The organism is Reyranella sp., assembly GCF_965249915.1.
GTDB lineage: Bacteria > Pseudomonadota > Alphaproteobacteria > Reyranellales > Reyranellaceae > Reyranella.
On the sequence record NZ_OZ252257.1, the window covers coordinates 5,348,059 to 5,371,118 of the forward strand.

Below are 23,060 nucleotides of genomic sequence, written 5' to 3' on the forward strand. Positions count from 1 at the left end.
GTCATGGCCATCACGGCATCCAAGACGGCCGCCATGGACAGTCCGCTCTATGCGGGCCGCCGCCGCCGCAACGCCATCGCCAAGAGCCTGGCGCTCGCCGCCACCATCTTCGGCCTGGGCTGGCTGGTCCTCATCCTCGGCGTCCTGCTCTACCAGGGCATCGGCGGGCTCTCGCTCTCGGTGTTCACCGAGAACACGCCGCCGCCGGGCGCCGCGGGCGGTCTGCTCAACGCGATCATGGGCAGCATCGTGATGACCGTGCTGGCGGTGGTGATCGGCACGCCGATCGGCGTCCTGGCCGGCACCTATCTCGCGGAGTACGGCCGTCACGACAAGCTCTCGAGCGTCGTGCGCTTCATCAACGACATCCTGCTCAGCGCGCCGTCGATCGTGATCGGCCTGTTCGTCTACGAGATCCTGGTGGCGCCGATGGGTCACTTCTCGGGATGGGCCGGCGCGGTCGCCCTGGCCGTCATCGTGATCCCCGTCGTCGTGCGCACGACCGAGGACATGCTGACCCTGGTGCCCGACACGCTGCGCGAGGCGGCGGCCTCGATCGGCCTGCCGCGCGCCCACATGATCGTCCGCATCGCCTATCGCGCGGCGCAGGCCGGCATCGTCACCGGCATCCTGCTCGCCATCGCCCGCATCAGCGGCGAGACGGCACCGCTCCTGTTCACGGCCCTGAACAATCAGTTCTTCAGCATGGACATGAGTGCGCCGATGCCCAGCCTGCCGGTTGTCATCTTCCAGTTCGCTTTGTCGCCTTACGCCGAATGGCAGAAGCTCGCCTGGACCGGCGCGCTCCTGATCACCGTCACCGTGCTGGGGCTCAGCATCCTGGCCCGTTCGCTCACCTCCGCGAGGAAATCCTGATGTCCATGCAATCCACGAGCGGCCCCAACGTCGCCGTTCCCGTCGCCAGCCACGCCAAGCTCGACGTCTCGAAGCTCACGCCCAAGATCTCGATCAAGAACCTCGAGTTCTTCTACGGCGACAGCCGGGCGCTCAAGGGCATCACCATGTCGCTCTACGCCAACAAGGCGACGGCGTTCATCGGGCCCTCGGGCTGCGGCAAGTCGACCCTGCTGCGCATCCTGAACCGCATGTACGACCTCTATCCCGGCCAGCGCGCCACCGGCGACGTGATGTTCGACGGCGACAACCTGCTGCGCGAGGATCAGGACATCAACCTGCTGCGCGCGCGCATCGGCATGGTGTTCCAGAAGCCGACGCCGTTCCCGATGTCGATCTACGAGAACATCGCCTTCGGCATCCGGCTCTACGAGAACCTGCCGAAGTCCGAACTCGACGGCCGGGTCGAACAGGCGCTGCGCCGCGGCGCGCTGTGGGACGAGGTCAAGGACAAGCTGAACGCCAGCGGCCTCAGCCTGTCGGGCGGCCAGCAGCAGCGTCTCTGCATCGCCCGCACCGTGGCGGTGAAGCCCGAAGTCATCCTGTTCGACGAACCCTGCTCGGCGCTCGACCCGATCTCGACGGCCAAGATCGAGGAGCTGATCGACGAGCTGAAGCAGGACTACACGATCGTGATCGTGACCCACAACATGCAGCAGGCGGCGCGCGTCTCCGACTTCACCGCCTTCATGTATCTGGGCGAGCTGGTCGAGTTCGGCGCGACCGCCACGCTGTTCACCACCCCGACCGACAAGCGCACCCAGGCCTACATCACCGGCCGGTTCGGCTGAGCGGCCACGAGAACGAGAAGAAGGGACAGACCATGCCCGAACATACACTGAAGCGGTTCGACGAGGAGCTGGAGCGGCTGAGCGCCACGATCAGCGAGATGGGCGGCCTGGCGGAAAGCCAGCTCGCGCAGGCCCTGCGGGCACTGCGCGACCGCGACACCGAGATCGCCGAGAAGGTGATCGTCGACGATCCGCGCGTCGATGCCCTCGACGAGGCGGTGCAGGAGCAGACGGTGCGGCTGCTGGCCCTGCGCCAGCCGATGGCGGTCGACCTGCGCGTCATCCTGTCGTCGATCAAGATCGCGGCGGCGCTCGAGCGCATCGCGGACTACGCGAAGAATACGGCGAAGCGCAGCATCGTGCTGAGCCAGACGACCGCGCCGGCTTCGGGCATCGCGGGGATCGACCGGCTGGGCCGCCTGGTGCGCGCCGCCCTCAAGGACGTGCTCGATGCCTTTGCCCACGGCGACGTCGCCAAGGCCCGCGACGTGTGGGAGCGCGATGAAGAGATCGACCAGGTCTACACCGGCCTGTTCCGCGAGCTGCTCACCTACATGATGGAGGATCCGCGCACGATCACCGGGTGCACGCACCTGATGTTCATGGCCAAGAACATCGAGCGCGCCGGCGACCATGTCACTAACATCGCCGAACTCGTGAGCTTCCGCTCGACCGGTCATGGCTTCGAGGAAGACCGGCCGAAGGGCAGCGCCGCGATGTACGCCACGACCGGCACCGAGACGGGGCCGACGCCGTGACGATGGTCGCCACCAGCCCTGCGCGGCGTGAGGCGCACACCTCCTCGATGAGGCCGCACGTGCTGGTCGTCGAGGACGAGACGGCGCTGGTCGAGTTGCTGCGCTACAATCTCGAACAGTCCGGCTTCAAGGTCGCCGTCGCCTATGACGGCGAGGAGGCGCTGCGCTCGGTCCAGGAGGATGTCCCCGACCTCATCCTGCTCGACTGGATGCTGCCGTTGATGTCCGGCATCGAGGTGTGCCGCCAGCTTCGTCGCCAGACGTCGACCGCCAACGTGCCGATCATCATGCTGACGGCGCGCGGGGAGGAGGGCGACCGCGTGCGCGGCCTCGACGCCGGTGCCGACGATTACGTCCCGAAGCCCTTCTCGCCGACCGAGCTTGTCGCGCGCATCCGCGCCGTGCTGCGGCGCATCCGCCCGGCGCTGGCCGACGAGGCGCTGTCCTATGCCGACATCGTCATGGACCTGGTGGCGCATCGCGTGACGCGCGGCGGCAAGCCGCTGCATCTCGGTCCGACCGAGTTCCGCCTGTTGCGCCACTTCATGGAACATCCCGGCCGCGTCTTCTCGCGCGAGCAGCTCCTCGATTCGGTGTGGGGCAAGGATGTCTATGTCGAGGCCCGCACCGTCGACGTCCATATCCGTCGCCTGCGCATCGCACTGAACGGCGAGAGCCATGCCGACGTGATCCGCACGGTTCGCGCTGCCGGCTACGCCCTCGATTCGACGCCCGGCTGATCGGGCGCGCCGGGGGCACCGGTTGTGCCGCCGGGTTTTCCACACGGCCAGTAACGGTTTTGTAGCGTCGGGCGCCTAGACAGAGCTTGCTCGTTCCTTGCAGGCACCCCACGCCCCGCTCTCTGGAACGGGCCGGTTCCCCGGCTCGGACACGACACCGCAGCCGACCCACTGGCCCCTCCTTCCGTCAGGAAGGAGGGGTTTCTTTTTCGAAGTGACGGCGCACGATAACTGCCAGCACCAGCGCGGGCAGTCCGAGCAGTGCGGTGTAGACGAAGAAGATCGCGTAACCGCCGAACTTGAACGTGGCCGGGAGATCCGCCTGTAGCCAGTCGACGATCAAGCCGGAGAAGCCACCGATCAGTTTGCCGGGCAACAACATGATCGACGTGAACAAGGCGTACTGCGTCGCTGTATACGCGGTGTTGGTGAGACCTGACAGGAAGGCGATGAAGACCGTGCCCGCTATGCCGCTTGATACGTTGTCGACGCTGATTGCCGCCGTGAGCATTAGCACGTCGGCCTTGCCCATATAGGCCATCCCGGCGAAGGTGAGATTCGACACGGCGAGCAGGAGGACCGACAGGGCGAGAAGCCGAGCGGCTCCCCAGCGGAAGACGAGCACGCCACCCAGTAGCGCGCCCGCCATCGACGCCAGCACGCCGTATATCTTGCTGATGTTGGCGACTTGCTCCTTTGTGAAGCCGATGTCGACGTAGAATGGGTTGGCCATCACTCCCATGGCGATGTCGCTGAGGCGAAACAGGCTGATGAAGGCGAGCATCACGACCGCCATCCAGCGATAGCGCACAAAGAAGTCGACGAAAGGACAGACGATCGCGCCGTAAATCCAGACCAGTGCATCGAGAAGCCATGACGGCAAGCCAGCATGGCGCTGTGCAAACGCCGCGATCTTATCCTCGCGTTCGACCGTGCCGGGTGCCACCCGTTTGTCGGGTTCCGAAATCAGCAGCGTGGTGACGATGCCGACGAGCGCCAACGCGGCCATCGCCTGGTAAGCCGCCGTCCAGGAGGCGAAGGCGGCGATATACAAAGTCCCCGCGCCGGCCGCGAGCATGGCGATGCGGTAGCCCAATTGATAGGTGGCCGCCGTCGCACCCTGCAGTGTCTCGTCGGTCGCTTCGATACGGAAGGCATCGAGCGCGATGTCTTGCGTGGCCGAGGAAAAGGCCACGAGGACGGCGAAAGCCACGATCCACCACAGGTCGACGGCGGGGTCGTAACGTGTCATCGCGAACAGGCCGCCCGCTATGCCGACCTGCGCCAGCAGCATCCACGACCGCCGCCGCCCCAGCCAGCGCGTGAGGAACGGCAAGGGCATGCGATCAACAACGGGCGACCAGACGAACTTGGTGGAGTAGGTGACGCCGATCCAGCTCAGAAAGCCAATCGTGGTCAGACTGACGTTCGCCTCGCGCACCCAGTACGACAGAGTTGAGAACACCAGCAGGAGCGGCAGTCCGGCCGAAAAGCCCAGAAACAGCAAGCTGATGACGCGCGGATGCGTATAGATCGCCGCCGTCTCACGCCAGCTCTTGGCGGGTGCGTCAGCGCTCAAATCAGGCCCTTCAGCGCCTGCTCGGGCCGCGCGCCGACATGGGAGATGACCTCGGCCGCGGCGATGCCGCCCAGCCGCGCGCACTCGGCCAGCGGCTTGCCGTGGGTGAAGCCGAACAGGAAGCCCGCGGCGTAGAGATCGCCGGCGCCGGTCGTGTCGACGACCTTGGCCACGGGGGCCGCCGGGACCTCGTAGGTTTCATCGCCCTTGACCACGACCGAGCCCTTCTCGCTGCGCGTGAGGGCGGCGATCTTGGCTTCCTTGCGCACTTCGGCAAGCGCCTGCTCGAAGGTCTCGACCTCGTAGAGCGCTTTGATCTCGGCCTCGTTGCCGAACAGGATGTCGACCTTGTTGCGGATCAGGTCGCGGAACTCGTCGCGATAGCGATGGACGCAGAAGGAATCCGACAGGGTGATCGAGACCTTGCGGCCGGCGGCGCGGGCGGCGTCGAAGGCCTTGAGCACCGCCTGCTTGGCGGCCGGCGCGTCCCAAAGATACCCCTCGACATAGGTGACCTGGGCCGAGGCGACGAGCCTGGTGTCGATGTCGGCCGGGCCAAGGCCTGTGCAGGCGCCGAGATAGGTGTTCATCGTGCGCTGGGCGTCGGGCGTCACCAGGATCAGGCAGCGCGCCGTCGCCGGCCCGTCCGTGGCCGGCGGCGTTTCGAAGGAGACACCCGTCGCCTTGAGATCGTGGCCGAACACGCCGCCGAGCTGGTCGTCGCGCACCTTGCCGATATAGGCGCCCTTGCCGCCGAACGAGGCGATGCCGGCCATCGTGTTGCCGCACGAGCCGCCGGACACTTCGACGCCGGGACCCATGCCGGCATAGAGCTGCTCGGCGCGCTCCTCGTCGATCAGCATCATGCTGCCCTTCACCAGACCGTGCTTGCCGAGGAAGGCCTCGTCGGACCGCGAGATGACGTCGACGATGGCGTTGCCGATTCCCAGCACGTCGAAGGTAGCGGATGTCATGATGTCTCCCACAGAATCACAGTGAAACCAGGTGCATGCCCGGCTTGGTCTCTTCCAGCAAGGTGACGATACCGGCCACCGTGAAGGCGACGTCGGCGCGCAGGCTCGCACGATCGATGTCGAGCGACCGCAGGCCCATTTCGCATACGATCAGGCGCGCGCCAAGCTCGACGCAGGCCTGCAGCAGGGTCTCGAAGTCGCCGACGCCGCGCGCGCGGTTGCCCGCGTCGCGATCCCAGTCGCGGAGCGCGGGGGGCGAGCCCTGCAGGGCGCGGATGCCCCCCATGGTGAAGAACAGGACGGCGGGCTTGTTGACGGCCAGCGCCGCCGCGGCCAGCGCCAATCCGTAGTGGACGCTTTCGTAGTCGTCGGAGCGCAGGATGACGGAGACGCCGCCTGCATTCGGGGCGTCGCTCATGCCTGGGCTCCCGAGGCATCGCCGCAGGTCGGGCAATCGATCCGCTTGGTGACCGCCAGCGTTTCGAAGGAAGCGTTGAGCGCGTCGTAGAGCAGGAGCGACCCGGAGAGCGAGCGGCCGACGCCCAGGATCTCCTTCACCACCTCGGTGGCCTGCAGGGTGCCCAGCGTACCGGCCAGCGCGCCCAGCACGCCGGCCTGCGCGCAACTCGGCACGGCGTCTTCCGAGGGAGGCTCGGGAAAGAGGCAGCGCAGGCAGGGATGTCCTGCACCTTGCCAGGCCTTGTAGGTCGAGATCTGGCCGTCGAAGCGCAGGATCGCCGCCGAGACCAGCGTCTTGCGCAGCCCGTAGCAGACGTCGTTCAGCAGATAGCGCGTGGCGAAGTTGTCGCTGCCGTCGGCCACGATGTCGTAACCGGCGATGATGCGCCGGGCATTGTCCGCCGTGAGGCGCTCGTCGTGGGCCTGCACGCTCACTTCGGGATTGATCTCCGCCAGCGCGCGCCGTGCGCTTTCGACCTTGGAAAGGCCTATGTCGGACGTGCGGTGAATCACCTGGCGCTGCAGGTTGGAGAGATCGACCGTGTCGTGGTCGATCACACCCAGCGTGCCGATACCGGCCGCGGCAAGATACTGCAGGAGCGGTGCGCCGAGACCGCCGGCCCCGACGACCAGCACTTTCGCGGCAATCAGCCGCGACTGGCCGATGCCGCCGATCTCCGCCAGTACGATATGTCGCGCGTAACGGCGGATCTGCGTTTCTGACAGGTCAGGCAGCGATGTCATGGTCCGCTTATAGCATGGCGGGATGCCATGGATGCCTGTAGAGCCACCGCGCAATGACCCCCACCACTCGTCCGACCCTGTCGCCGCTCCTCCTCGCGGTGCTCGCCTTGTTGTCGGCCTTCACCCCGCTTTCGATCGACATGTACCTGCCGGCGCTGCCGGTGATCGCGGTCGACCTCCAATCCTCCGCCGGCGACATCCAGCTCACGCTGTCGGCCTTCATGATCGCCTTCGGCGTGGGGCAGATCTTCTATGGCCCCGCAGGGGACCGGTTTGGCCGTCGCCCGGTCATCCTGATCGGCCTGGTGGTCTACGTGCTGACGAGCATCGGGTGTGCGTTTGCGGCGGCAGCGGGCCATCTCATCGCCCTGCGTTTCCTGCAGGGCCTCGCCGCCTGCGGCGGCGTCGTGCTGGCGCGCACGATGGTCCGCGATCTCGCTGAAAAGGATCACGCCGCGCGCGCCATGTCGCTCATGATGGCCTGCACCTCCATCGCGCCGATGCTGGCGCCCGTGATCGGTGGCCAGGTGATGTGGTTTGCCGGTTGGCGCGCCATCTTCTGGGTGCTGGCCTCCGCCGGTGTGATTGCCTTCGTCGTCGCGTGGTTCCAGCTGCCCGAGACGCTGAAGCCGGAGTATCGCCAGCCGCTGGTCTTCACCCAGATCCTGAAGCGGTTCGGCGAGCTGCTCACCACGCGCACCTTCATCGGCTACGCCCTGACCTCGTCCTTCATGTTCGCCGCCCTGTTCTCGTACATCTCGGGATCGCCGTTCGTGTTCATCGAGCGCTACGGGATTTCGCCCCGCTTCTACGGCGTGGTGTTCGGCGGCATGGTGATCTTCATGACCATCGGCAGCCTGTTCAATGCGCGGTTCGTGCGGCTGCTGGGAGCGGGGCGCATCCTGCGCTTCGCGGTGATCGTTCCGGCCGTGTCCGGCGCGGCGGCGATGGTCATGGGCTGGATCGAAGCACGATACGGCACGATCGGCCTGTGGCCCTTTCTGGTCTGCTTCGTTTTCCAGATCGCGACGCTGAGCCTGATTGCGCCCAATTCGACCGCGATGGCGATGCAGCACTATCCGCACATGGCCGGCACGGCGTCGTCGCTGATGGGCGTCATGACGTTCGGGGCCGGCGCGATCTTCGGCGCCATCGTCGGTCAGACCTTCGATGGCACCATCGCGCCGATGACGACCGCGATGGGCATTGCCGGCATCCTCTGCCTCGTTTCCCACCGCACACTGGTGCGGCGCGGGTAACTCAGCGACGCAAATCGATCGTCAGAAGGTCGCCGCGATCGTTGCCGACGGCGAGCCTGAAACCGTCGGGCGACCAGGCGAGGCAGGTGATGGCGGCGCCATCGGCCATCTTCAGCACGACCGAGCGCTTTGTCCGGATGTCGCCCAGCTGCAGCTCACCCGAATCGTAGCCGCCGGTCACGAACTCGGCCGTCGGGTGCGCCGCGACCACGGTCATGAGGCCGGCGCCCTCGTCGCCGAACTGCAGCGGCGGCTTGCCTTCCGGTCCCTTGCCGGCGAACGGCCAGGCGGTGAAGACCGGTTGCGAGGAGGTGTAGAGGTAGCGCGCGTCGGCGGTCCACGACAGCGACCTCACCTTGGCGGGATAGCCCTGCATGCGCATGTCGGTGGCCTGCGCCACGCGCCAGACATGGATGTCGTTCTCCTGCGTGCCGGTGGCGATGAACTTGCCGTCGGTGCTCCAGCGCAGCGCCACGTGGCTGCCCTGCCAGGCGAAGCGGCGCGGCGGCAGGGTGACGTCCTTGCTCAGGCTCCACACGGTGATGCCGCCGTAGTGCGCGCAGGCGACCCGGCTGCCGTCCTTGCTGAAATCGAGTCCGGCCACCGTGCTGGGATGCGGGCCGAATTCGCGGACCTCGCCGTCGCGGAACAGGAACATGCTCTTGCCCGCCGAGGCGGCGACCGCGCCCGTCTTGTGGGCGACGAGATGCTCGAACCACTTGCCCTTCTGCGCCAGCAGTTCGGCGGCCGTGCCGTCGGCGGCGATGCGCAGCACGCGGCCATCGTCGCCGCCGCTCACGAACCCGTCGCCGGCCGGATCGCCGACCAGCGAGAGCACGACGCCCTTGTGCAGCGGGGCCGCCGCCTCGGGCGCGGCGGCCGTGACGTCGGCGGGCAGGAGCCGGACCTGGCCGTCGCCCAGCGCGAAGGCGACGGTCGTGCCGTCCTTGTTGAACGCGCAGGCGGCGACCGGAGCGTCGGTGGCGAGGGAGCGGGCCGGCGGCAGCGTCTGCTGCCAGGCCGGGTTGGCGAGATCGATCTTCACGGTCCTACTTCAGGCAGTCTTCGAAGCCGCGCTGCAGGTTGTCGCCGTCGAGGTTGCGGCCGATGAAGACCAGCTTGCTCGACCGCTTCTCGCCGTCCTTCCACGCCGTACCCCAGGCGCTGTCCATCATCATGTGGACGCCCTGATAGACGTAACGGCGCGGCGCGCCGTCGATCGCGAGGATGCCCTTGCTGCGGAAGATGTCGGCGCCCTTGATCTGCAGCAGCGCGCCCATCCACTTCTGGAACTTGTCGGGATCGACCGGCCGGTCGGCGGTGATCGACAGGCTGCGGACCTCGTCCTCGTGATGATGGTCGTGGCCGCTGTGCAGGAAGTCGGGCTCGAACTCGAGGATGCGGCCGAGATCGAACGCGCCCTTGTCGAGGATCGCGTCGAGGCCGATCTGGCTCTTCTGCGTGTGGAAGATGCGGGCGTAGCGGTTGATGCCGCGGATCCTGTCCTCGACCTTCTTGAGCTCGTCGGGGCTCACCAGGTCGGTCTTGTTGAGCAGGATGACGTCGGCGAAGGCCACCTGCTGCTCGGCCTCGCTGCCCTGCTCGAGCTGGCCGAAGAAGTGCTTGGCGTCGATCACGGTGACGATGGCATCGAGCCGCGTCCTGGCCTTGACGTCCTCGTCGGTGAAGAAGGTCTGCGCCACCGGACCGGGATCGGCGAGGCCGGTCGTCTCGACCAGGATGCCGTCGAACTTGTCCTTGCGCTTCATCAGCCCTTCGATGATGCGGATCAGGTCGCCGCGCACGGTGCAGCAGATGCAGCCGTTGTTCATCTCGAACACTTCCTCGTCGGCATTCACCACGAGGTCGTTGTCGATACCCAACTCGCCGAATTCGTTCACGATGACGGCGTACTTCTTGCCGTGCTGCTCGCTCAGGATGCGGTTGAGAAGCGTGGTCTTGCCGGCGCCGAGATAGCCGGTCAGCACGGTCACGGGAACTTGCGCCGATGTCTGTGGGGTGGCCATGAAAAGGGTCCTTGAGATTGGCCCCTGAGATAGGGCGCGTGTTCAGCCGAGTCTAGGGCCGCTCGCCCCGGATCAGCTTGGGCAGGTCGCCGACCGTGCCCATGGCATGGCGGACGAAGAACTTGCGCAGGGCTGGCACGCGGTTCACCGCGGCGAGGCCCGCGTCGCGCACCAGCCGGAGCGGCGCGATGTCGTTGGAGAACAGGCGGTTGAGCAGGTCGGTGGCGGCGACCATGGTGAAATTGTCGGCCCGGCGCCATTGCGCGTAGCGCTCGAGCGTGTCGGCGCCGCCGACATCGAGGCCGAGGCGCTTGGCGTCGACCAGCACCTCGACCAGCGCCGCGATGTCCCGTACGCCGAGATTATAGCCCTGGCCGGCGATGGGATGGATGCCGTGCGCGGCATCGCCGACCAGCACCAGGCGCGTGTCGATGTAGCGCTCGGCATGGACGAGGCGGAGCGGATAGGACCAGCGCGGTCCCGCCGCAGCCACCGGCCCGAGATGATCGCCGAACCGCCGCGCGAATTCCGCCTGGAAGCTCGGTTCGTCGAGTTCGAGCAGGCGGCGCGCGAGATCGGAGCGTTCGGTCCACACGATCGACGAGCGATGCTCGCCGGCTGGCCCGTCGGTCATCGGCAGGATGGCGAAGGGACCGCCGGGCAGGAATTTTTCCTGGGCGACGCCGCGATGCGGCTCGGCATGGTGGGCCACCAGAACGATCGCGATCTGGTCGTAAGACCAGTTGCGCGCGCCGATGCCAGCCTCCTCGCGCATCGAGCCGAGGCGGCCCTCGGCCGAGGCGATCAGGCGGCTGGCGATGCGCCGGCCGCTCTTCAGGAGGAGCCCGGCGCGCGCGGCCCCGCGCTCGGTCTCGATCACCTCGTCGGGCGACACGAGCTCGACCTTGGGGCAGGCGGCGAGCCGGCGCAGCAGCGCCGCGCGCAGGAAGCGGTTCTCGACGATCCAGCCCATCGGTGCGGCCGTCTCGGGATCCTCGGCGGCCTCGCGATGATCGAAATGAAGAAAGAGAGGGCTCGCGCGGCCGTCGTGGCCGGCGTCGGAAATGCGGATGTCGCGGATCGGCTCGGCTTCTGCCGCCACCTCGTCCCAGACTCCCAGCGCCTCGAACAGGCGCTGGCTGGTGTAGGCGATGGCGGTGGTGCGGCCGTCGAAGCCCGGCTCGGCCAGGGCGGCCAGTGGCACGCGGTCGATCAGCGCGGTCGACAGGCCCGATTCGCCGGCAGCGAGGGCCAGAAGGCTGCCGTTGAGACCCGCGCCGACGACCGCAAGATCGAACGGGGCAGAGCCGGCGGGGACGGGATCGAAGGGACGGCTATCCATGGACCATAGATGGCAGCCGCCCCGAAGGGCGGCAACCCTCTATGGTCGCGTGGATCGGTCGATCGGGATCAGAACGACTTTGCGATGCCGAGGATGACGCGGCTGGCGCAGTTCTGGGTGCCGAGGCAGTCCTGAACGCTGAGGTTGGTGCCGGTGTAGACGGCGGAGAGGTCGAAGCCGTAGACGGAGAGGACGAGGCCGAGCTGCCAGTCCCAGTAGTTGTCGTTGGGGATGCCGTAGTTGGCGAAGCGCTCGACATACTGGTTGCCGATGGTGCCGAAGGCCTTGAACGCCACGTTGTCGTTGACGTGGAGGAACGGCATGGGGACGGTGAGCGAGGCCCACTTGTACCAGGCGTTGCCGGAGTTGGCGAAGAAGTTGGGGCTGTAACGGACGGCGGCGCTGAGCTGGGCGACGCCGAAGTCGTAGCCGGCGACGAGGCCGAACTCGTTGAAGTCGTAGAACAGGCTCGAGGGGGCGCTGAGGTAGTTGTAGCGGATGTAGCCCAGGTCGAAGGTGAGCTTGTCGTCCATGAGCTTGAGCTTGAGACCGGCGAGCAGATCGATCTCGGCGGTGGTGCCGGTGCCGGGGAAGTTCACGTTGGAGCCCCAGCCGCCGACATAGGCGCTGAGCGGGACCTTTTCGCTGACGGTGGGGGTCTCGTAGCCGAGCGACGCCTGGATGGCGATCTGGCGCTGGGTCTGCGAGATGCCGCGATAGGAGTAGTCGTTGAGGACGGCGAAGCCGGCGGTGAAGTTGCCGCCGAACGGAGCCTTCCAGGTCTCCTTCTCGGGCGCCGCCTCAGTCGCCGCATTCGGCGTGCCCTGAGCCGTCTGCTGATCCTGCGTGACGGCTACGGTCTGCGGATTTGGCGTGCCCTGTGCATGGGCAGCGCTCGTTGCATAGATTGTGACCAGCGCGGTAGCCAGAACAGCGGTTTTTTTAAGCAACACGACCACCCCCAAAGACTTATGACTTGTTTCCGCCTCAATCCCTGCAAGCCGCGTGCCAGACCAGCGAGTGCAATTTGTCGTGAGGGTTTTGGCACGACCCTTGCTCTCGACGAATTGAACTTTGGGGGCGGGTGCCGCCCGTTGGAGGATAGGCGCAAATGAAAATGATCGTGGCAATCTTCAAGCCCTTCAAGCTGGACGAGGTCAGGGATGCCCTGACGGCGCTCGGCATCCAGGGCTTGACCGTAAGCGAAGTGAAGGGGTTTGGCCGTCAGAAGGGCCAGACCGAAATCTATCGCGGCGCAGAGTACGCCGTGAGCTTCCTGCCGAAGGTGAAGATCGAGGTCGTGATCGACGACATCCTGGTCGAGCGCGCCGTCGAGACCATCCGCAAGGCGGCCGGCACCGGCAAGATCGGCGACGGCAAGGTCTTCGTCCTGCCGGTCGAGCAGGCGATCCGCATCCGCACCGGCGAGTCCGGTATCGAAGCGCTGTGATCCGACACCAGAATCAACTCGAGAACCAGGGGACAACGATGAAGTTCAAGACCAATTCGGTGCTGGCGGGCGCGGGGGCGGCCGCGGTGCTGCTTCTGCCGGCGCTTGCGCTGGCCCAGGCCGCCGCGACGCCGGCTCCGGCGGCTGCACCCAAGCTCGATACCGGCGACACGGCGTGGATGCTCACCTCGACGGCGCTCGTTCTGATGATGACCATTCCGGGTCTCGCGCTGTTCTACGGCGGCATGGTCCGCAAGAAGAACGTGCTGGCGACGGTGATGCAGAGCTTCGCCATCACCTGCATGATCTCCGTCCTGTGGCTGATCGTGGGCTACAGCCTGGCCTTCACGCCGGGCAGCTCGATCATCGGCGGGCTCAGCCGCATCTTCATGGCGGGCCTCACGCTCGACGGCGTGCATGACCTCGCCAAGACGATCCCCGAGACCGTCTTCATGACCTTCCAGCTCACCTTCGCGATCATCACGCCGGCGCTGATCGCCGGTGCCTTCGCCGAGCGCATGAAGTTCTCGGCCATGATGTGGTTCATGGCCCTGTGGTCGCTGATCGTCTACGCGCCGATCGCGCACTGGGTGTGGGGCGGTGGCTTCCTCGGCGACTGGGGGGTTCTCGACTATGCCGGCGGCACGGTCGTGCACATCAATGCCGGCGTCGCGGGCCTCGTCTGCGCGCTCGTCATCGGCAAGCGCAAGGGCTTCGGCACCGAGAACATGGCGCCGTTCAACCTGGTCTACTCGGTGATCGGCGCGGCCCTCCTGTGGGTCGGCTGGTTCGGCTTCAACGCCGGCTCCGCCGTCGGCGCCAGCCCCAACGCCGGCATGGCGATGGCGGTCACCCAGTTCGCCGCAGCCGCGGCGGCCATGGCCTGGATGTTCGCGGAGTGGGTGACGCGCGGCAAGCCGTCGGTCCTCGGCATCATCTCGGGTGCGGTTGCCGGCCTCGTCGCCATCACCCCGGCCTCGGGTTTCGTGACCCCGATGGGCGCGCTGGCCATCGGCATCGTCGCCGGCCTGGTCTGCTTCTGGGGCGCCACCGGCCTCAAGAAGGCGATGGGTTACGACGACTCGCTCGACGCGTTCGGCGTGCACGGCATCGGCGGCTTCGTCGGCGCCATCCTGACCGGCGTGTTCGCCGTGGAAGTGATCGGCGGCGAGGGCAAGAAGGGACTGATCGACGGCAACGCCGGCCAGGTCCTGACGCAGCTCTGGGGTTCGCTGGTCTGCATCGCCTGGTGCGCGGTCGCCACCTTCATCATCCTCAAGGTCGTCGATGCCCTGATCGGGCTGCGCGTGACGAACGAGGAAGAGATCGAAGGTCTCGACATCAACCTGCACGGCGAGACGATCCACTAGGGCCGTCTCCTCCTCGAGATCGGGAACCCTTCTCTCCTCCTGGTTCCCTCTCATCCGCCGCGACGTGTCGCGGCGGACCCTCGGGCCCGGCGAGTCTCTCGCCGGGCCCGCTTTCTGTCCGGCGTTTGACGCCGCGAACGCGACGGGCCAGTCTGGGGGCCAATGCCGGAAGGCAGGAGGGGAAAGCAGATGAAGCTCGTGTCCGCCATCATCAAACCGTTCAAGCTCGACGAGGTGCGCGACGCGCTGACCGGCGTCGGCGTGTCGGGTCTGACGGTGAGCGAGGTCAAGGGTTTCGGCCGCCAGAAGGGCCAGACCGAGATCTACCGCGGCGCCGAATATCTCGTGAGCTTCCTGCCCAAGGTGAAGATCGAGATCGTGGTCGATGACGGCCAGGTCGAGCGTGCGGTGGAAGCGATCCAGAAGGCGGCACACACCGGCAAGATCGGTGACGGCAAGATCTTCGTCACGCCGGTCGAGCAGGCCGTGCGGATCCGCACCGGCGAGTCCGGCTCGAACGCGCTCTAGAGGCGGCTGCCCAGAATATAGGCAGATCAGCCGCCCCTGCGACGTCATGGCCGGCTAATGCTTGGCGTTGGCGGCCGACTGGACGCAAGCCCTTCCAGCGTCTCAAGAAACAAGCCTATTCCATTGTTGTGATTGGTTAATTTGTTCCATAGAATATGGCGATAGGCTGGCTACTTTCGGCTGGCACCGTGTTTTTTGTTTGGCCGTTTGGCCATTGGGTACGAGAATGTTCAATCCGCGCCTGACCGAGACGCTGACCGATTTCCCGTTCGCGCGCTTGAACGCCCTGATCGCCCCGATCACGCCGCCGGCGCACCTGTCGATGATCAACATGTCGGTGGGCGAGCCGCAGGGGGCAATGCCCGCTTTCGCGCGGCAGATCGTGATCGACGAGGTCGATGGCTGGAACCGCTATCCGCCCAACCAGGGCCTGCCCGACCTCAACCTCGCGATCTGCGAATGGCTGACGCGCCGCTACAAGCTGCCGGCGGGCCTGCTCGATCCCAACCTGCACGTTCATCCCACGGCCGGCAGCAAGGAAGGCGTGTACATCATCTCGACGGTGGCGACGCCGCAGGAGAAGGGCGGAGGCAAGCCGATCGTCGCGCTGCCCAACCCCTTCTACCAAGCCTATCTCGGCGGCGCGGTGCTGTCGGGCGGCGAGCCGCTGCTGGTCAATGCCGAAGCCTCCAACGGCTTCCTGCCCGACTATGAGAGTCTCGATGAAGCGACCTGGCGGCGCCTCTCGGTCGTCTATCTGTGCTCGCCCGCCAATCCGCAGGGCGCCATCGCCAGCAAGGACTATCTGCAGAAGCTGCTGAGGCTCTGCCGCAAGTACGACACCGTGCTGGCGGTCGACGAGTGCTACGCCGAGATCTACACCGGGGCGCCGCCGCCGGGTGCGCTAGAGGCCGCGCTCGAAATCGACGAGACCGGGGGCAAGGACCCGTTCCACAATCTCGCGGTCTTCCATTCGCTGTCCAAGCGGTCGAACGCGGCGGGCCTGCGCTCGGGCTTCATGGCCGGCGATCCCAAGCTCGTCGCGATGGTGCTGCGCTGGCGCAGTTATGGCGGCCCGCAGATTCCCTTCGCCGTCCAGAAGGCGTCGGCAGCGCTGTGGCGCGAGGAGACGCATCCGGTCCAGACGCGCGAATGGTACGTGAAGAATTTCCGGATCGCCGAGCAGATCTTGCACAATCGCTTCTCATACTACACGCCGGGCGGCGGCTTCTTCCTGTGGCTCGACGTCGGCGACGGCGAGGAAGCCACGCGCAAGCTGTGGGGCGAGGCGCACGTCAAGGTGCTGCCGGGCGCCTATGCCTGCCGCGAGACCAACGGCGTCAACATTTCCCAGCGCTACATCCGCGTGGCGCTGGTGCATGACGAGAAGACCACCCGCGAGGGGCTCCAGCGCCTCGCGTCCGTTCTCTAGGGAGCGCAACCGCGCATGGCCATGCTGAGCGTCTCTTCAGCGTTGCAGCCCAGGACCTCCATCCTGCCGGAGGGCGGGCGCGATTTCCTGCGACGCCGCATGATGGAGATCGTCGGCGTGGCCACCGCAGGCTTCGGCCTGGCGCTGATGATGGCGCTGTTCACCTACAGCCCCGGCGATCCCTCGCTCAATCACGCGACGGCGCGCGCGCCCAACAACCTGCTCGGCCTGCCGGGAGCCTATATCTCGGACCTGCTGCTGCAGACCTTCGGCCTTGCCATCATCCTGGCGCCGGTCGCCTTCATCACCTGGGGCGTGCGCATGGTGCGCACCCACCATCTCGGATTCTTCGGGCTGCGTCTTTCGCTGCTGCTTCTGGCGCTGCTGATGATGAGCGTGGCCTGTGTCGGCCTGGGCGACGTCGGCGGCGCGGCCACCCACGCCGGGCCGGGTGGACTGGTCGGCCTGGCCCTGGTCGGCCGCTTCCGCGAGCTGGTGCTCACCCATTCGAGCGGCGGTGCGCTCACCTTCATCGAGCCTGCCGCGGCGGCTCTCGCCTTCATCGCGATGGCCCCGGCGCTCGGCATGAACCGCACGGATCTGCCGCTGATCTTCCGCATCCTGCGCGCGCCCTTCCTGTGGGTCGTGCTGGGGATGCGCGCGGCCGTGGATCTGTGGCGCGGCAAGCCGCAGGCGCTCGAGGACGAAAACGAGCTGCCGGCGCCTCACATCGGCTACGCCGAGATCCCGGGCGAGATCGACGCCAGCCAGTACGATCCGGCGCATTTCGAGACCCGCTACGAGCAGATCCCGGAGGAAGGCGCGGTGATGCCGGCGCGCGACTCGTTGATGGTCGATGCGCCCTATGCTCCGATCGAGCGGCCGGCCGACGACATTCCCGAGGCGCCCGGTGATCCTCGCTTGCACGCGCCGGTGCTCGACGAGGCGGCACCTTCGCGCGTCCGGGAGCGCACCTTCCTCAGCCGCCTTACCGGAGGCCTGCGGATCGAGCCTTTCATGCGTCGCTCGGCGACGGCCTCCCCGGCTGCGGCCGAACGCATCGAGCCGGGCTTCGGCGGTTACGACGCCGCGCCGCCGCCGTCGGACCACTACCGGCAGCCGGTCGCCGACGAGGAGTTCGAGGCGCCGCCGCCGGTGACGGCAGCGCCGGCCCATCTGCCTGTCGTCGAAGAGACGGTGGACGAAGAGGCCGACGACAATCCGTTCGCGCCCGACAATGCGCTCGACATCGAACCGCCCGTCGCCGCTCCGGCCGCCCCCGCGGCCGTGAAGATCGTGCCGCGCAAGTCGGCCGCCGCGCAGGGAAAGCGCGCCGCCAAGGCCGGTCAGCGCGAACTGGCCCTCGGGGCCGAGTATCAGCTGCCGCCGCTCGACATCCTGTCGCTGCCGTCGAGGGTCAACGCCCAGCCCAAGATCGACGAGGAGGCGCTGGAGCAGAATGCGCGCCTGCTCGAGACGGTGCTCGAGGATTTCGGCGTCAAGGGACAGATCGTGAAGGTGCGGCCCGGTCCGGTCGTGACACTCTACGAACTCGAACCGGCGCCCGGCACCAAGTCGAGCCGCGTCATCGGCCTCGCCGACGACATCGCGCGGTCCATGAGTGCGGTCTCGGCGCGCGTCGCGACCGTGCCCGGCCGCAACGTCATCGGCATCGAGCTGCCCAACGCCAAGCGCGAAACGGTGTTCCTGCGCGAGCTTCTGTCGACCAAGCACTATGAGGACGGCCGCCTCGGCCTCCCGCTGGCACTGGGCAAGGATATCGGCGGCGATCCGGTCATCGCCGATCTCGCCCGCATGCCGCATCTGCTGATCGGCGGCACCACCGGCTCGGGCAAGTCGGTGGCGGTCAACACGATGATCCTGTCGCTGCTCTACCGGCTGACGCCGAATCAGTGCCGTTTCATCATGATTGACCCGAAGATGCTGGAACTCAGCGTCTATCAGGACATCCCCCATCTCCTGACGCCGGTCGTCACGGAGCCGCGCAAGGCCATCGTCGCCCTGAAGTGGGTGGTGCGGGAGATGGAAGACCGCTACCGCGCCATGAGCGCCGTCGCCGTGCGCAACATTGCGGGCTACAACGAGAAGCTGATCGAGACGGCGCGCAAGGGCACCTCGCTCACTCGCAAGGTCCAGACCGGCATCGATCCCGAGACGCGCAAGCCGATCTTCGAAGACGAAGAGATGGATCTGACGCCGCTGCCCTTCATCGTCGTCATCATCGACGAGATGGCCGACCTGATGCTGGTCGCGGGCAAGGAGATCGAAGCGACGGTGCAGCGCCTTGCCCAGATGGCGCGCGCCGCCGGTATCCATGTCGTGATGGCCACCCAGCGGCCGTCCGTCGACGTCATCACCGGCACCATCAAGGCCAACTTCCCGACCCGAATTTCCTTCCAGGTGACGTCGAAGATCGACAGCCGCACCATCCTGGGCGAGCAGGGCGGCGAGCAGCTGCTGGGCCAGGGCGACATGCTGTACATGGCCGGCGGCGGCAAGATCGCCCGTGTCCACGGCCCGTTCGTGAGCGACGGCGAAGTCGAGGACGTGGTCCGCCACCTGCGGGCCCAGGGCGCGCCCGCCTACATCGAATCGGTCACCGACGACCCCGACGGCGAGGGCTCGGGGAGCGGGTTGCCGGGCGATGCCGAGGAGGGCGAGAGCGACCAGCTCTACGACCAGGCGATCGCGCTGGTGGCCCGCGAGCGTAAATGCAGCACGTCTTTCATCCAACGTTATCTCCAGATCGGCTATAACAGGGCCGCCCGAATCGTCGAGCGCATGGAGCGCGAGGGCGTGGTCAGCTCTGCAAACCATGTCGGCAAGCGCGAGGTCCTGGCCCGGGACATCGACGACCGGGAGCGCTGAACGTCCCGTCTGACCGAGGGGCGAACGAGGTACGATGACAGAGCAAGCCCCGCCCGGACCGGTTTCCGGGACCCCGGCCGCAAAGAATCCTGATGCGCAAGGCGCCATCGGGGCGGCTTCGGTTCGCCGCCGCCGCCGTTTCCCGCTGGTCTGGCTAGTGCCGATCGCGACGGCGCTGATTGCCGGCTGGCTGGCGTGGGACACCTTCTCCAAGCGCGGCCCTGTGATCACGGTGTCGTTCGACACGGCTGCAGGCCTTACGGCCGGTCAGTCGCAACTCAAGTACCGCAACGTCGTCATGGGGACGGTAAAGACCATCACCATCCCCCCCGACCTGTCGAAGGTGCTGGTCACGATCGAGACGGTGAAGGAAGCCGAGCCGCTGCTCACCGACAAGACGATCTTCTGGGTGGTGAAGCCGCAGCTCTTCGCCGGCAATGTTTCGGGTCTCGAGACCATTTTGTCCGGCTCCTACATCGGCATGCGGCCGTCGTCGGGTCCGAGCGTCGCGAAGCGCGACTTCGTGGGCCAGGAAGACCCGCCCATCCTCCAGGCCTCGGTCAAGGGGACGACCTTCCGGCTCGACACGAGGCGGCTGGGATCGATCAGCCTCGGCGCGCCGATCTTCTTCCGCGACATCGAGGTCGGCACGGTTCTCGGATGGGACCTGCACGATCTCGCCACCCGGGTCGCCATCCATGCCTTCGTGCGCGCGCCGTACGATCGCTACGTGCGGGACGACACCAACTTCTGGAACGCCTCCGGCCTTTCGGTCTCGCTCGGCGCCAACGGCGTCCACATCGAGATGGAATCGCTGCGCGCCATCCTCCTGGGCGGCATTGCCTTCGATACGGCGCACGATTCGACCGCCCCGATCAGCCAGGCCGATCATCGTTTCAATCTCTACGCCAACCTCGAAGAGGCCAGGTCCGCGGGTTTCGGCCAGCAGATCAAACTGATCTCCTATTTTCCCGGTTCGGTCGCCGGCGTGACCGAGGGGACCGAAGTGAGGTTCCACGGCCTCAAGATCGGCGAAGTGACCCGTGTCGGGCTGGTCTACGATCCCAAGAGCGACCGCATCGTTGCGCCGATCCACTATCGTGTAGAGGGTGCCAGGGTCAGCAACCTCGCAAAGACCCGGGGGATGGAACCCATCAACATTGCCGAGGAAATGATCAAGCGCGGACTGCGCGCGACGCTGCAGGCGCCGAGCCTGATCAGTCCGCAGAAGGTCATATCGCTGGAAGTGGTGGGGGATGCCAAACCGGGCGAACTCACCGAGGAAGACGGCCACTATGTGATCCCGACCGCCGAGATCGGCGGCTTCGACAGCATCACGACCTCGGCCAGCGAGCTGCTGAGCAAGATCAACCGCATCGACTTCGACAAGATCGGCAACAGCCTGGTCAGCGCCGCCGTCGGCATCGACAAGACGGTGAACGGGCCGCAGATCAAGGCGACCCTGGTGGCTCTCGAAAAGGCGATGCTGGACGTGCAGGACATCGCCCGGAAGCTCGACGTCGATGGAACGCCGGCCTTGAAACGCCTGCCCGACATCGCGCAGCAATTGCAGGAGGCCATCACCAAGGCCAATCGCCTGATCGGCTCGGTCGACAAGGGCTACGGCGATTCGTCGAAGTTCAGCCGGGAGCTCGACCGCCTGCTCCCGCAGCTCACCGACGCGGCACGCTCGATCCGCTCCCTGGCCGACCTCCTGTCGCGTCATCCCGAAGCCCTGATCAAGGGCCGAACCAACACAGGCAAGGAATGACCTCAATTCGTTTCGGCCGCCGCCAGTTCGGCCTCCTCGCCCTCCCGGTGCTCGCCGCCCCGGCGCTCCAGGCCTGCAGTACCTCGCCGGAACCCGTCCTCTACACGCTCGCCGTGCGGCCGGGGCCGGTGCTCGCTCGGGGGCCGCGCATCGTGCAGGTGCGCGATATCGGCCTGCCGGGCTATCTCGACCGCAAGGAAATCGTCCGCTCGACGGACGACTCGAAGCTCGATGTCCGCGCGAACGCCTGGTGGGGCGAACCGCTCGGCGGGATGCTGGGGCGGACGATCGTCATCGAGCTGTCGCAGCGCCTGCCCAACAGTCAGGTCTACAGCGAGTCCGGTTCGATCACGGCCGATCCCTACGCCACGGTCGGCATCGACATCCAGCGCTTCGACGCCGACAAGGGCGGCAACGTCATCCTGCTGGCGCAGGTCGGCATCGGGTTCAACCGGCCGACCCGAACCGCCGCGCGCAACTTCTCGATCTCGAAACCCGTGCCGACACCCGACACCGCCGGCCATGTCGCGGCTATGAGCGACGCGCTCGGCGAGCTGTCGGACGGCATCGCCACGCTTCTTCAGTAGCGCCATGCTGCGGGCCTTCGCCGTGCCGCGGGAGGCGGGTCCTCTGGTGACGCAGCCGCAGCTGCGCGAATGTCACGGCTGCGGCCTGTTCCAGATCGTGCCGGCGATGGCGGCCAACATGCGCTCCGACTGCGAGCGCTGCGGCACCCCGCTGCGCGCAACGCGCGCCGACCCGACCGGCCATTGCCTGGCGCTCACCTTCGCCTCGCTGGTGCTTTTCGCCGTCCTGTGGCTCTCGATGCTGATGAAGGTCTCGACCGCGGGGATCGTGCACGAGACCACTATTCTCTCCGGCCCGTCCGAGCTGGTGCGTCACGGCCTGTGGCCCCTGGCACTGGCCGTCTCCTTCACCACGGCATTTGCGCCGCTCATCAAGTTCGCCGGCACGCTCTACGTGCTTGTCGGGCTGCGCATGCGGACCCTGCCGCCCAATCTGCGCGGCATCTTTCTGATCTCCCGGCGCATGGGCACCTGGGCGATGCTCGAGGTGCTGCTGCTGGGCGTGTTCGTGGCCTACACCAAGCTGGGCGACCTCGTGACGATCGAGCTGGGGCCGGCGGTCTACGCGCTGGCCGTGCTCACCGTCGTGATCGTCTGGGCCGAACTGTCGCTCGATCCGCAGGCGGTCTGGGAGGAGATCGAACGTCGCGGCCAGACCCATGCGCCGATGCCGCCTGTCGCGCCGCTCGAATACCGGCCAGGCGCGGCGGGCTGCGAGGATTGCAAGCTCGTCTGCGTGCCGGCCGAACATGACGGGCGTTGTCCGCGCTGCGGTTCGCGCGTTCATGAGCGCAAGCCCGACAGTCTCAACCGCACCCTCTCCCTCGCCCTTGCCGGCGCCGTCCTCTACATCCCGGCCAACGTCTATCCGGTGCTGACGGTGATCCAGCTCGGCTCCGGCGAACCCAGCACCATCATGGGCGGCGTCGAGGAACTGGTCGCGTCCAAGATGTATCCGCTGGCACTGCTGGTGTTCTTCGCCAGCGTGCTGGTGCCGCTGTTCAAGCTCATCGGACTGCTCGGCATGATTTCGGTCACGTCGCTGCCGGCCACGGCGGAAACGGCCGGCGTGTTCCTGCGCCAGCGTACGAAGCTCTACTTCATCGTCGCCTGGATCGGCCGTTGGTCGATGGTCGACATCTTCATGGAATCGTTGCTGGGGGCGCTGGTGCAGTTCGGCCGCGCGGTGACCATCGATCCCGGCATGGGCGCGCTGGCATTCTGTGCCGTGGTGATCGTCACCATCATTGCGGCGGAAGCCTTCGATCCGCGCCTGATGTGGGATGCCGCCGCGCGCAATCCCCACCGGCAGGGCCGACCCTCTGCAGCCCAACACGGCACGGCGGCCGGGGCGCTCCCAGCGGGCTGAACGTCCCGCCAAGTTCGATTGAGGATTTTTCTGCCCAGCGAGTGACGCCGGTCCCGCCGGATTGACTCGCTCCGGC

At 66.8% G+C, this 23,060-nt stretch carries 21 protein-coding genes; 13 read left to right on the forward strand and 8 right to left on the reverse strand.

From position 1 onward, the window contains the following. Nucleotides 1-3 precede the first annotated feature (3 nt). From pstA to phoB, 4 genes are read left to right on the forward strand one after another with little or no spacing between them, the layout of a single operon-like run. Nucleotides 4-876, forward strand: coding sequence for a phosphate ABC transporter permease PstA (pstA, locus tag ACP15H_RS26265; protein WP_425069077.1), 873 nt, complete (start codon nt 4-6; stop codon nt 874-876). After that, nucleotides 876-1,706 (forward strand): phosphate ABC transporter ATP-binding protein PstB, encoded by an 831-nt coding sequence (gene pstB / locus ACP15H_RS26270; RefSeq protein WP_425069078.1) that lies wholly within the window; start codon nt 876-878, stop codon nt 1,704-1,706. Before pstA ends, pstB begins: the two co-directional genes overlap by 1 nt. A 32-nt stretch (nt 1,707-1,738) precedes the next feature. Then, nucleotides 1,739-2,464 carry a phosphate signaling complex protein PhoU gene (gene phoU / locus ACP15H_RS26275; protein WP_425069079.1) on the forward strand — a complete coding sequence of 242 codons (726 nt, stop codon included), beginning with the start codon at nt 1,739-1,741 and terminating at the stop codon, nt 2,462-2,464. 47 nt (nt 2,465-2,511) lie between these two features. Beyond that, nucleotides 2,512-3,204 carry a phosphate regulon transcriptional regulator PhoB gene (phoB, locus tag ACP15H_RS26280; RefSeq protein WP_425069967.1) on the forward strand — a complete coding sequence of 231 codons (693 nt, stop codon included), beginning with the start codon at nt 2,512-2,514 and terminating at the stop codon, nt 3,202-3,204. 187 nt (nt 3,205-3,391) lie between these two features. Here phoB and ACP15H_RS26285 read toward each other — a convergent pair whose 3' ends face one another. The 4 genes from ACP15H_RS26285 to ACP15H_RS26300 are packed head-to-tail and all read right to left on the reverse strand — an operon-like array spanning nt 3,392 to nt 6,960. Beyond that, nucleotides 3,392-4,783 carry an AmpG family muropeptide MFS transporter gene (locus ACP15H_RS26285; RefSeq protein WP_425069080.1) on the reverse strand — a complete coding sequence of 464 codons (1,392 nt, stop codon included), beginning with the start codon at nt 4,781-4,783 and terminating at the stop codon, nt 3,392-3,394. Further along, nucleotides 4,780-5,757 carry an adenosine kinase gene (locus ACP15H_RS26290; protein WP_425069081.1) on the reverse strand — a complete coding sequence of 326 codons (978 nt, stop codon included), beginning with the start codon at nt 5,755-5,757 and terminating at the stop codon, nt 4,780-4,782. The genes ACP15H_RS26285 and ACP15H_RS26290 overlap by 4 nt, the downstream gene beginning before the upstream one ends. 16 nt (nt 5,758-5,773) lie before the next feature. After that, complete coding sequence (locus ACP15H_RS26295) at nt 5,774-6,175, reverse strand: DsrE family protein (RefSeq protein ID WP_425069082.1); 402 nt, start codon at nt 6,173-6,175, stop codon at nt 5,774-5,776. Next, nucleotides 6,172-6,960 carry a HesA/MoeB/ThiF family protein gene (locus ACP15H_RS26300; protein ID WP_425069083.1) on the reverse strand — a complete coding sequence of 263 codons (789 nt, stop codon included), beginning with the start codon at nt 6,958-6,960 and terminating at the stop codon, nt 6,172-6,174. The genes ACP15H_RS26295 and ACP15H_RS26300 overlap by 4 nt, the downstream gene beginning before the upstream one ends. A 53-nt stretch (nt 6,961-7,013) precedes the next feature. Here ACP15H_RS26300 and ACP15H_RS26305 point away from each other — a divergent pair, with 53 nt between their 5' ends. Then, entirely contained in the window at nt 7,014-8,219 is a 1,206-nt protein-coding gene (locus ACP15H_RS26305; RefSeq protein WP_425069084.1) for a Bcr/CflA family multidrug efflux MFS transporter, read from the forward strand. Nucleotide 8,220: 1 nt separating this feature from the next. Here ACP15H_RS26305 and ACP15H_RS26310 read toward each other — a convergent pair whose 3' ends face one another. The 4 genes from ACP15H_RS26310 to ACP15H_RS26325 form a co-directional block, all read right to left on the reverse strand. Next, entirely contained in the window at nt 8,221-9,264 is a 1,044-nt protein-coding gene (locus tag ACP15H_RS26310) for a WD40 repeat domain-containing protein (protein ID WP_425069085.1), read from the reverse strand. A gap of 4 nt (nt 9,265-9,268) precedes the next feature. Next, nucleotides 9,269-10,246: a CobW family GTP-binding protein gene (locus tag ACP15H_RS26315; RefSeq protein WP_425069086.1), complete on the reverse strand. Its 978-nt coding sequence runs from the start codon at nt 10,244-10,246 to the stop codon at nt 9,269-9,271. Nucleotides 10,247-10,298: 52 nt separating this feature from the next. Beyond that, nucleotides 10,299-11,588: a UbiH/UbiF/VisC/COQ6 family ubiquinone biosynthesis hydroxylase gene (locus ACP15H_RS26320; RefSeq protein ID WP_425069087.1), complete on the reverse strand. Its 1,290-nt coding sequence runs from the start codon at nt 11,586-11,588 to the stop codon at nt 10,299-10,301. A gap of 68 nt (nt 11,589-11,656) precedes the next feature. After that, nucleotides 11,657-12,541 (reverse strand): TorF family putative porin, encoded by an 885-nt coding sequence (locus tag ACP15H_RS26325; RefSeq protein WP_425069088.1) that lies wholly within the window; start codon nt 12,539-12,541, stop codon nt 11,657-11,659. Nucleotides 12,542-12,699: 158 nt separating this feature from the next. Between ACP15H_RS26325 and ACP15H_RS26330 the strand changes: the two genes are divergently transcribed. The 8 genes from ACP15H_RS26330 (at nt 12,700) to ACP15H_RS26365 (ending at nt 22,984) form a co-directional block, all read left to right on the forward strand. After that, entirely contained in the window at nt 12,700-13,038 is a 339-nt protein-coding gene (locus ACP15H_RS26330; protein ID WP_298312750.1) for a P-II family nitrogen regulator, read from the forward strand. A 38-nt stretch (nt 13,039-13,076) separates the two neighbouring features. Next, nucleotides 13,077-14,408, forward strand: a complete 1,332-nt coding sequence (locus ACP15H_RS26335; RefSeq protein WP_425069089.1) for an ammonium transporter — start codon at nt 13,077-13,079, stop codon at nt 14,406-14,408. 189 nt (nt 14,409-14,597) lie between these two features. Beyond that, nucleotides 14,598-14,936: a P-II family nitrogen regulator gene (locus ACP15H_RS26340; RefSeq protein ID WP_295133713.1), complete on the forward strand. Its 339-nt coding sequence runs from the start codon at nt 14,598-14,600 to the stop codon at nt 14,934-14,936. A gap of 226 nt (nt 14,937-15,162) precedes the next feature. Next, the gene (locus ACP15H_RS26345; RefSeq protein ID WP_425069090.1) at nt 15,163-16,368 is read left to right on the forward strand and encodes an aminotransferase class I/II-fold pyridoxal phosphate-dependent enzyme; all 1,206 of its coding nucleotides are present in this window, start codon (nt 15,163-15,165) and stop codon (nt 16,366-16,368) included. 15 nt (nt 16,369-16,383) lie between these two features. Beyond that, nucleotides 16,384-19,257, forward strand: coding sequence for a DNA translocase FtsK (locus ACP15H_RS26350; RefSeq protein ID WP_425069091.1), 2,874 nt, complete (start codon nt 16,384-16,386; stop codon nt 19,255-19,257). Nucleotides 19,258-19,291: 34 nt separating this feature from the next. Continuing rightward, nucleotides 19,292-21,028, forward strand: coding sequence for an intermembrane transport protein PqiB (locus ACP15H_RS26355; RefSeq protein WP_425069092.1), 1,737 nt, complete (start codon nt 19,292-19,294; stop codon nt 21,026-21,028). Continuing rightward, complete coding sequence (locus ACP15H_RS26360; protein WP_425069093.1) at nt 21,025-21,615, forward strand: PqiC family protein; 591 nt, start codon at nt 21,025-21,027, stop codon at nt 21,613-21,615. The genes ACP15H_RS26355 and ACP15H_RS26360 overlap by 4 nt, the downstream gene beginning before the upstream one ends. A 4-nt stretch (nt 21,616-21,619) precedes the next feature. After that, the gene (locus ACP15H_RS26365) at nt 21,620-22,984 is read left to right on the forward strand and encodes a paraquat-inducible protein A (protein ID WP_425069094.1); all 1,365 of its coding nucleotides are present in this window, start codon (nt 21,620-21,622) and stop codon (nt 22,982-22,984) included. Nucleotides 22,985-23,060: the final 76 nt, after the last annotated feature.